The organism is Acidaminococcus sp. CAG:542 (assembly GCF_000437815.1).
GTDB lineage: Bacteria > Bacillota > Negativicutes > Acidaminococcales > Acidaminococcaceae > Acidaminococcus.
In genome coordinates this window covers 1-9,333 of record NZ_FR902037.1, presented here as the reverse complement: position 1 = coordinate 9,333, position 9,333 = coordinate 1, and the positions used below count along the sequence as shown (strand labels likewise).

11 protein-coding genes are annotated in these 9,333 nt (G+C 58.1%); all 11 read right to left on the bottom strand.

Translation table 11 applies throughout. The features are described from left to right. On the bottom strand, positions 1-632 hold a 632-nt coding region (gene proS, locus QVO43_RS02350), incomplete at its 3' end, for a proline--tRNA ligase (RefSeq protein ID WP_288174362.1). Positions 633-634: 2 nt separating this feature from the next. Next, positions 635-1,702, bottom strand: coding sequence for a flavodoxin-dependent (E)-4-hydroxy-3-methylbut-2-enyl-diphosphate synthase (gene ispG, locus QVO43_RS02345; protein WP_022487001.1), 1,068 nt, complete (start codon positions 1,700-1,702; stop codon positions 635-637). Positions 1,703-1,710: 8 nt separating this feature from the next. Next, positions 1,711-2,727, bottom strand: a complete 1,017-nt coding sequence (rseP, locus tag QVO43_RS02340) for an RIP metalloprotease RseP (RefSeq protein WP_022487000.1) — start codon at positions 2,725-2,727, stop codon at positions 1,711-1,713. 12 nt (positions 2,728-2,739) lie between these two features. Continuing rightward, positions 2,740-3,894: a 1-deoxy-D-xylulose-5-phosphate reductoisomerase gene (locus QVO43_RS02335; RefSeq protein WP_022486999.1), complete on the bottom strand. Its 1,155-nt coding sequence runs from the start codon at positions 3,892-3,894 to the stop codon at positions 2,740-2,742. An 11-nt stretch (positions 3,895-3,905) separates the two neighbouring features. Next, the gene (locus QVO43_RS02330) at positions 3,906-4,736 is read right to left on the bottom strand and encodes a phosphatidate cytidylyltransferase (protein WP_022486998.1); all 831 of its coding nucleotides are present in this window, start codon (positions 4,734-4,736) and stop codon (positions 3,906-3,908) included. Positions 4,737-4,748: 12 nt separating this feature from the next. Next, positions 4,749-5,540, bottom strand: a complete 792-nt coding sequence (locus QVO43_RS02325; RefSeq protein WP_022486997.1) for an isoprenyl transferase — start codon at positions 5,538-5,540, stop codon at positions 4,749-4,751. A gap of 66 nt (positions 5,541-5,606) precedes the next feature. Next, the gene (locus tag QVO43_RS02320; RefSeq protein ID WP_012938723.1) at positions 5,607-5,780 is read right to left on the bottom strand and encodes an indolepyruvate ferredoxin oxidoreductase subunit alpha; all 174 of its coding nucleotides are present in this window, start codon (positions 5,778-5,780) and stop codon (positions 5,607-5,609) included. A gap of 232 nt (positions 5,781-6,012) precedes the next feature. Beyond that, the gene (frr, locus tag QVO43_RS02315) at positions 6,013-6,576 is read right to left on the bottom strand and encodes a ribosome recycling factor (protein ID WP_022486996.1); all 564 of its coding nucleotides are present in this window, start codon (positions 6,574-6,576) and stop codon (positions 6,013-6,015) included. Next, positions 6,577-7,302: a UMP kinase gene (pyrH, locus tag QVO43_RS02310; RefSeq protein ID WP_022486995.1), complete on the bottom strand. Its 726-nt coding sequence runs from the start codon at positions 7,300-7,302 to the stop codon at positions 6,577-6,579. A gap of 198 nt (positions 7,303-7,500) precedes the next feature. Further along, a complete protein-coding gene (gene tsf, locus QVO43_RS02305; RefSeq protein WP_022486994.1) occupies positions 7,501-8,382 on the bottom strand; it encodes a translation elongation factor Ts in 882 nt (293 codons plus the stop codon). Positions 8,383-8,424: 42 nt separating this feature from the next. Further along, the gene (gene rpsB, locus QVO43_RS02300; RefSeq protein WP_022486993.1) at positions 8,425-9,174 is read right to left on the bottom strand and encodes a 30S ribosomal protein S2; all 750 of its coding nucleotides are present in this window, start codon (positions 9,172-9,174) and stop codon (positions 8,425-8,427) included. Between the last annotated feature and the right edge of the window lie 159 nt (positions 9,175-9,333).

Here is a 9,333-nt window from a genome sequence, read left to right as displayed (position 1 = left end):
ATGAATTCATGGCTGCCCTTGCCGCCGATGGCCCCGCTGTCCGCTTCCACCGGCCGGTAATCCAGGCCGCACCGGGTGAAGATCCGGGAGTAGGCATCGTATTCGTCCTGGTAGGATTTGTCCAGGCCTTCCATATCCTTGTCAAAGGAATAGGCGTCCTTCATGATGAATTCCCGGCTGCGCATCAGCCCGAACCGGGGGCGCTTTTCGTCCCGGAACTTGCTCTGGATCTGGTACAGGGTCACAGGCAGCTGCCGGTAGCTCCGCAGGTCGTCCCGTACCAGGGTGGTCACCAGTTCTTCGTGGGTGGGCCCCAGGCAGAAGTCCCGGCCGTGCCGGTCTTTCAGTTTGAACATTTCCGCCCCGTAAGCCGGCCACCGGCCGCTTTCCTGCCAGATTTCAGAAGGCTGGACAATGGGCATCATGATTTCCTGGGCGCCGGTGGGGACCATTTCCTCCCGGATGATCTCTTCGATCTTCCGCAGGCTCCGCCAGGCCAGGGGCAGATAGCTGTACAGGCCGCCGGCCACCTTCCGGATGTATCCGGCCCGGAGCATCAGCTTGTGGCTTTCAATGACGGCTTCTGCCGGTACCTCTCTGAGAGTGGGTGCATACAATTGGGAAACGCGCATGTTTACAACTTCCTTTCGTCTATGATCTTGTGGATTTCTTCAAACAGCTCTTCAACCAGCCGGTCTTCCGGCACTTTCCGGAGGATCTCTCCTTTCCGGAACAGCAGGCCTTCGCCTTTGCCCCCGGCAATGCCCACATCGGCTTCCCGGGCTTCTCCCGGCCCGTTCACCACGCAGCCCATGACGGCTACGGTAATGGGATCCGGGATCTCTTCCAGACGGGCTTCCACTTCATGGGCCACTTTTTCCAGGCTCCAGCAGGTGCGCCCGCAGGTGGGGCAGGATACCAGGGTAGGTCCATGCTGGCGCAGGCCCAGGGATTTCAAAATCTCGAACCCGGCATCGATTTCCGCCAGGGGATCCCCGGTAAGGGAAACCCGGATGGTGTCCCCGATGCCTTCCGCCAGGAGGGTACCGATGCCCACGGCACTTTTAATAAGACCGCTGTGGATGGTCCCGGCTTCGGTGATCCCCACATGGAGGGGATAGTCACACTCTTTGGCCATGAGCCGGTAGGCCGCCAGGGTCAGGGGCACATCGTGGGCCTTGAGAGAAATGACGATATTATTATAATCCATCTCTTCCAAAATATGAATATGGCGCCAGGCGGCTTCCACCAGAGCTTCCGCCACAGGGTGCCCGTATTTTTCCAGCAGGTCCCTGGGCAGGGAACCGGCATTCACCCCGATCCGGATGGGCACCTGCCGCTCCCGGGCAGCAGCCACCACTTTTTCCACCCGGTCCCGTCCGCCGATGTTCCCCGGGTTCAGCCGCAGGGCGTCCACCCCGCTGCGGAGGGCCTCCAGGGCCAGCCGGTAGTCGAAATGGATATCCGCCACCAGGGGGATGGCGATCTGTTTCCGGATTTCTTTCAGGGCCTGGGCCGCTTCCAGCGTGGGCACGGCGCACCGGATGATTTCACAGCCCCGTTCCGTCAGCCGGTGGATCTGGTCCACGGTGGCGGCAATGTTTTCCGTCTTGGTATTGGTCATGGACTGGACGGCCACCGGATGGTTCCCTCCAATGGTGACGCTGCCAATGGTTACTTCACGGCTTTTTCTTCTTTCCATATTCCCTCCTACTGCAGCAGATCATGCATGGTGGCGAAAATGGTCAGGGCCACGATGCAGGCCACCCCGATCATCTGGATGATTTCCTTGGCTTTGGGCGCCAGGGCATGGCCCAGGAGCCCTTCCACCACCAGCACCAGGAACTGGCCTCCGTCCAGGGCCGGGATGGGCACCAGGTTCAGTACCGCCAGGTTCAGGCTCAGGAAGGCCATGAACTCCAGATAGGGCACCGCCCCCTGGGCCGCCACGTCTCCTGCCATATGGGCCACACCGATGGGCCCGGCGATATCCGCCCGGACCTTCCCGGTGATCATCTTCCGCAGCCCGTCCACCATGGCCACGGTGGTCTTCCCTACGGCCAGGCCGGCAGTCTTCAGGCTTTCCCAAAGAGACAGCTGCCGGTGTTCCAGGGGAGGCCGGACCCCGATCAGGAACCGCTTGGATTCCCCGTCGAACCGGGGCTGGAGAGTCAGGGTCATTTCCCGGCCGTCCCGCCTGATCACCACTTTCCCTGGTTTGGGGCCGTTCTCCTGGACCAGGCTGTTGATGTCATTCCATTTCTCCAGTTTCCGGCCGTTGATGCTCACCAGCCGGTCCCCAGCCTGGAGCCCGGCAGCGGCTCCCGGGTATCCTTCCATCAGGGACCCTACCACCGGCTTGTTCACCGGCAGGGTCAGGCCGCTGACCGCAAAGATCCCGAAAAACAGCAGGAAGGGCAGCAGGAAATTCATGAAGGGCCCGGCCAGGATCACCAGCATCCGGGCCCACAGGGGCCGTCCGTTGAACCCCCGGGGAGTCACTGCTTCTCCCGGCTCCATGCCGGCGATCCGGTTGTACCCTCCCAAAGGGCACAGCCGGAGAGAATACAGGGTCTCCCCCACTTTTTTCTGGATCAGCTTGGGCCCGAAGCCGATGGAAAACTCCGTCACCAGCATACCGGTGCCCTTGGCCGCCAGAAAATGGCCCAGTTCGTGGACCGTAATCAGCACACCGAACAGTACGATGGCTGCCAGTATCGTTGTCAAAACACAATCCTCCTACACTCCCTGGGCAACCAGGGCTTCTGCCTTCTGCCGGGCCAGACGGTCCGCTTCCACAATGGTTTCGTACCCGTCCACTTTGGCCGGCACCGTTGCATCCAGCACCTTTTCGATGAGATCAGCAATGTCCAAAAAGGACAGCCGGCCTTTCAGGAATGATGCCACCGCCACCTCATTGGCGGCGTTGAAGGTACAGGGCAGGGTGCCTCCCTGTTTCCCGGCGGCAATGGCCAGGGCCAGGGCCCGGAACACTTTGGTGTCCGGTTCATAAAAAGTCAGAGGCCCGGCCTTCACCAGGTCCAGCTGGTCAAAGGCCACCGGCCACCGGTCCGGCCAGCTGAGGGCGTACTGGATGGGCAACTTCATGTCCGCCACCCCCAGTTGGGCCATCACGGCCCCGTCACTGTATTCCACCAGGCTGTGGACGATGCTCTGGGGATGGATCACCGGCACGATCTTTTCGTATGGGGCGTCAAACAGCCAGTGGGCTTCGATCACTTCCAGCCCCTTGTTGGCCAGGGTGGAGGAATCGATGGTCACCTTGGTGCCCATGGTCCAGGTGGGATGATGGAGGCACTGCTCCACCGTCACGTTCTGGAGCTCTTCCCGGGTCTTTCCCCGGAAGGGGCCCCCGGAGGCGGTCAAAAGGATCCGTTTCAGGTCCTTGTGGGCGTTCCCCTGGAGGCACTGGAAAATGGCACTGTGTTCGCTGTCCACGGGAGTCAGCCGGACCCCGGCCTTCTTCACCGCTTCCATCACCAGGCTGCCGGCGGCCACCAGGGTCTCCTTGTTGGCCAGGGCGATGTCCTTCCCGGCCCGGATGGCCGCCAGGGTGGGCTGCAGGCCTGCGTATCCCACCATGGCTCCCAGTACCGTATCCGCCTGGCTGCAGGTGGCTGCGGCCATGATCCCTTCAGGACCGGCGAGGATTTCCGTAGGGCCCTCATACCGTTCTTTCAGCCTGCGGGCCGCTTCCGGATCGGACAGGGCTGCCAGGGCCGGATGGAATTTCCGGATCTGGGCTTCCAGCAGCTGGTCATTTTTATGGGCCGCCAGGGCCACCACCCGGATCCGTTCCGGATTGGCCGCGGCCACTTCCAGGGTCTGGGTACCGATGGACCCGGTGGACCCCAATACTGCAATGTTCTTCATGGCAACCTCCTTCAGCCCAACAGGACCAGGGTGATGAAATAATAGGCAAAAGGCACCGAGAAAATCAGACTGTCGCACCGGTCCAGCACGCCCCCATGGCCGGGGAAGAAGTTGCCGGAATCCTTGATGTCACAGGACCGTTTCAGGATGCTTTCCACCAGGTCCCCCAGAGGGGCAAAGAACCCGATGCCCACCCCCAGGAGCAGCACCGGCACCAGAGGATACTGGAGCCACAGGCTGCCCAGGAGCCAAACGGTGGCCACACAGCCCAGGAACCCGCACAGGGCTCCTTCCCGGGTCTTTTTGGGACTGACTTTGGGCAGCAGCTTGGTCTTCCCGAAGGCCCGTCCCCCGAAATAAGCAAAGGTGTCACTGGCCCAGGTGGCGAACATCACCGTCCACAGCAGAGCTTCCCCCAGGCTCACCTGGCCCCAGAGGGGAATGGTGTGGACGGAGCCAGTGAGCTCCCGGAGCAGGATGAAATGGGCAAAGGGCAGTCCCAGGTACACCAGGGCCATGCAGGTAAGGCCGGTGTTTTCCGGAAAATGGCCCTGGGCGTACAGATACAGCCCTTCCAGCATCACCAGGAGGGAAAACAGGGTCACCAGGGGCAGCAGCCATCCCGGCTGACCCAGGCCCGCTGCGGCGATCAAAAGCGCCGTGCCCGCAAGCCCGGTGGCCCGGTACACCTGGATCCCGTCCCGGGTGAGCATGTTCCGGTATTCCCGGAAGCCCACCAGCCCCAGGATCAGCACCCCCAGGGCAAACAGGAGACCTCCCATTTTGATCAAAAACAATGCAATGGGGATGGCCACAAGGGCCGTCCGTATTCTCTGTCCCATGTTCTGCGCCTCTTATTTCTGATTCAGGCCGCCAAACCGGCGGTCCCGTTTTTCATAACTGTACACTGCTTCCGTCAGCAGCTCTTCGGTAAAGTCCGGCCAGAAAACAGGGGTGGTCCAGAATTCCGAATAAGCGATCTGCCAGAGCATGAAATTGCTTACCCGCAGGTCTCCTCCGGTGCGGATCAGAAGATCCGGTGCCGGCAGGCCCCGGGTATACAGGTGTTCTTCGATGGTCTTTTCATTTATGGCATCCGGAGACAGGGTCCCTGCCTGGACGGCCCGGGCGATGTCCCGGACGGCGTCCACCATTTCCCGCTGGCCTCCGTAATTGATTGCAATGTTAAGGATGATCCCCGTGTTGTCTTTGGTGACTTCCAGGGCATGGTCCATTTTTTCCTGGACAATGGCAGGCAGCCCTTCACGGGATCCCATGAAACGGATGCGCACATTGTACTGGTTGAATTCTTCCAGTTCACTGGTAAGATACTGACACAACAGATCCATGATGAACCGGACTTCCGTCACCGGCCGTTTCCAGTTTTCCGTGGAAAAGGCGTAGACGCTGAGGGCTTTGATGCCCAGATGATCGGCAAATTTCACGATCCGCCGCAGGGTGCGGGCGCCGGCTGCATGGCCGAAGGTCCGGGGTTTCCCCTGGGCTCTGGCCCACCGTCCGTTGCCGTCCATAATGATGGCCACATGGCGGGGGATCAGGTCGGGCTGAAGCATGGAGGTATCCACCCCGTCGATTTCGGGGATGGGCTCCGGTTTGGAAGTGAGGCCTAAAAGTTTTTTCAGCATTGGCATACCCCTATAAAAAAATTTGCGCAGCCTGCTTACGCGGGCTGCGCAACAACGCCAGAAAGCTTATTCAGCTTTGATAGCGCCAACCGGGCAAGCGCCGGTGCAAGCATCGCAATCGATGCAGCTGGCTTCGTCAACCTTGTACTTGCCGTTGTCTTCAGCGATTGCACCTACCGGGCAGGTCCCAGCGCAGGAACCACAGCCGATGCATTCGTCTTGGTTAATTTTGTGTGCCATTGGTCAGTACACCTCCCTTCGAATTTGCAACCAACAATAATTTGTAATGTATGGTCAGACACAACGGTCTGCTTAAGAATATAAGCAGAGTCATCATGCCAGACTAGCGCAGGATGGTGAAGATAAGGTTCTGCCCGGACGATTTCAGCCTGCCAGCCGGCCTGCTCCAGTTTTTCCAGAGCCAGGGCCAGGGGCCGTGCCAATACGTCGGGGGCCTGGGAAGCTGCCGTCATCACACCGACATGACTTCCTTTTCTTTCTGGGCCAGGACATCATCGATTTTCTTCATGAATTTGTCCGTCAGCTTCTGGGAAAAATCCGTTGCGTCCTTGGCATCATCTTCGGTGATTTCTTTGGCTTTGACCTGTTTTTTCACAGCGTCATTGAAATCCCGACGGATGTTCCGGATTTCCACCCGGCTGGCTTCGCCCTTTTTGTTGACCACTTTTACCAGTTCCTTCCGGCGTTCTTCCGTCAGGAGAGGCAGGTTCAGGCGAATCACCGTGCCGTCGTTGTTGGGATTCAGACCAAGGTCACTGGTCATAATGGCCTTTTCAATGACCTTCAGCAGGCTCCGGTCCCAGGGTTGGATCACAATCATCCGGGGTTCCGGCACGGACACGTTGGCCACCTGGGTCACCGGAGTGGGAGCCCCATAGTAGTCCACCTTCACCTGATCCAGCAGGGACGGGGTAGCCCGCCCGGTGCGGATGTTGGTCAGTTCGTTCCGGAGCGCATGGAGCGCTTTATCCATCTTTTCTTGGGTTTTGTTCTGTAATTCTTCGATCGTTGCCATTTAGAATCCTCCTACCAGGGTTCCGATTTCTTCACCGGCAGCGGCCTTCAGGATGTTCCCTTCCTCATCGATGTTGAAGACCACGATGGGGATGTGGTTATCCATGCACAGGCTGATGGCGGTGGAATCCATGACACCCAGATTTCTCTGGATCACTTCAATGTATTCCAGATGGTCGAACTTCACTGCATTGGGGTTCACCGCAGGATCGCTGTCGTACACCCCATCCACGCCTTTCTTGGCCATGAGGATGGCGTCGGCTTCGATTTCTGCTGCCCGCAGGGCTGCGGTGGTGTCCGTGGAAAAGTACGGGTTGCCGGTGCCGCCTGCGAAGATCACCACACGGCCCTTTTCCAGGTGCCGTACCGCTCTCCGGCGGATGTAAGGTTCCGCAATGGCCCGCATTTCAATGGCCGTCTGTACCCGGGTAGGTACCCCACGGTTTTCCAGAGCATCCTGCAGCGCCAGGGAGTTGATTACCGTGGCCAGCATCCCCATGTAGTCCGCCGTTGCCCGGTCCATGCCTTTGGAAGCGCCGGCCAGGCCTCTCCAGATGTTCCCGCCGCCGTTGACCACAGCCACGTCCAGTCCACTTTCCCGGACTGCCTGGATCTGGGCCGCAATGGCGTCCACCGTTTTGGGATCGATGCCGTAGCCTTTTTCACCGGCCAGGGCTTCCCCACTGAGTTTCAGAATCACGCGCTTGAACTTTCTTTTACCCGACACTGACAGTACCTCCTACAGAGTTCCGCAGATCTTGAACAAGAAGTCATCCACAGTTCTACAATGCTTTTGGGGGCCCTGTCTCCAGGTGCTCCCGTTCCTTATCATTATAGGTGAAAATGTTCGTTCCTGCAAGACTGAATCTAAAATGTCTCATAAAACAAGGGGCTGCCGCACAAGCGAGAGCCCCTTGCAAGAGTGTTATTTTACGAAGCTGGCAACTTCAGCAGCGAAGTCTTCCTTCTTCTTTTCAATGCCTTCGCCCAGCTGGAAGCGGACGAATCTCTTTGCTTTGGCATTGTGTTCCTTCAGCAGGGCGCTGATGGATTTATCCGGATCTTTGATGAATTCCTGATCCACCAGGCAGATTTCCTTATAGAATTTCTGGATACGGCCCAGCACCATCTTTTCGATGATTTTTTCAGGTTTGCCTTCGTTCTTGGCCTGTTCGGACAGGACTTCTTTTTCATGGTCCAGTTCGCTGGCAGGAACCTGGGTCCGGTCCAGATAGGACGGGTTGGCAGCAGCGATGTGCATGGCCACGTCTTTGGCCACTTCCGCATCCCCGCCTTCCAGTTCAACCAGGACGCCGATCTTGCCGGCCCCATGGATGTAATGGCCCAGGGTGTCGTTGCCGTATTCATACACGGCGAAACGGCGGACATCGATCTTTTCGCCGATCTTGGCGATGGCTTCGGTAATCACTTCGCTGACTTTCTTGTCAGTGCCGTCGAAGGTCTGATCGTTCAGTTCAGCCACATCAGCCGGTTTGTGGGCGGCAATGTGTTTGGCAACGCTCAGCACCAGTTTTTTGTATTCGTCAGTGTTGGCCACGAAGTCGGTTTCGCAGTTGACTTCCACCAGGACAGCCACTTTGTTGGCTTCGTCCACATAATCAGCCACCAGGCCTTCAGCAGCCACACGGCTGGCCTTCTTGGCAGCCTTGGACAGGCCTTTTTCTCTCAGGAAGTCGATTGCCTGGTCCATATCGCCGTTGGTGGCGGTCAGGGCCTTTTTGCAGTCCATCATGCCTGCGCCAGTACGTTCACGCAGTTCTTTTACCATGCTAGCAGTAATTGCCATCAGTATTCCTCCTGTAACTTTATGGAATTGGGAAAGGACGGCTTATTCAGCGTCCTTGGCTTCTTCTTCAGCAGCAGCTTCGTCAGCGGCGGCAGCTTCTTCATCCACAGCGCTGGCTTTGCCTTCCAGGACGGCATCAGCCATTTTGCTGGTCAGCAGACGGACGGCACGGATGGCGTCGTCGTTGGCGGGCATCAGGTAGTCCACTTCATCGGGATCGCAGTTGGTGTCAACGGTGGCCACGATGGGGATGTGCAGTTTCCGGGCTTCCAGGATGGCGTTGTGTTCCTTCCGGGGATCGATGACGAACAGAGCGCTGGGCAGCTTCTTCATGTCTTTGATACCGCCCAGGTATTTTTCCAGTTTGGCCATTTCATGGCGCAGGACGATGACTTCTTTCTTGGGCAGCAGATCGAAGGTGCCTTCTTCTTCCATTTTTTCCAGGTCATGGAGTCTCTTGATCCGGGTCTGGATGGTCTTGAAGTTGGTCAGCATACCGCCCAGCCATCTTTCGTTCACATAGAACATGCCGCAGCGTTCAGCTTCTTCTTTGATGGCAGCCTGAGCCTGCTTTTTGGTGCCTACGAACAGCACGGTGCCGCCCTGGGCAGCCAGTTCACGCAGGAAGCTGTAGCATTCTTCCACCTTTTTCACGGTCTTCTGCAGATCGATGATGTAGATCCCGTTCCGTTCGGTGAAGATGTAGGGAGCCATCTTGGGGTTCCAGCGGCGGGTCTGATGACCGAAGTGTACGCCTGCTTCCAAAAGTTGTTTCATGGATACAATTGCCATTTTTGTTTCCTCCTGTTTTTTCCTCCGCAGATCATTTTTCGCTTAACCTTGCCGGCAGCCAGCAAGGACAGCCGCGTCCTGACTCTGCGTGTGTGGTATAGTGGGCTGTGCAATCACAGCCGATAGAGATTATATCATATTTGTTACAAAAGTTGCAAG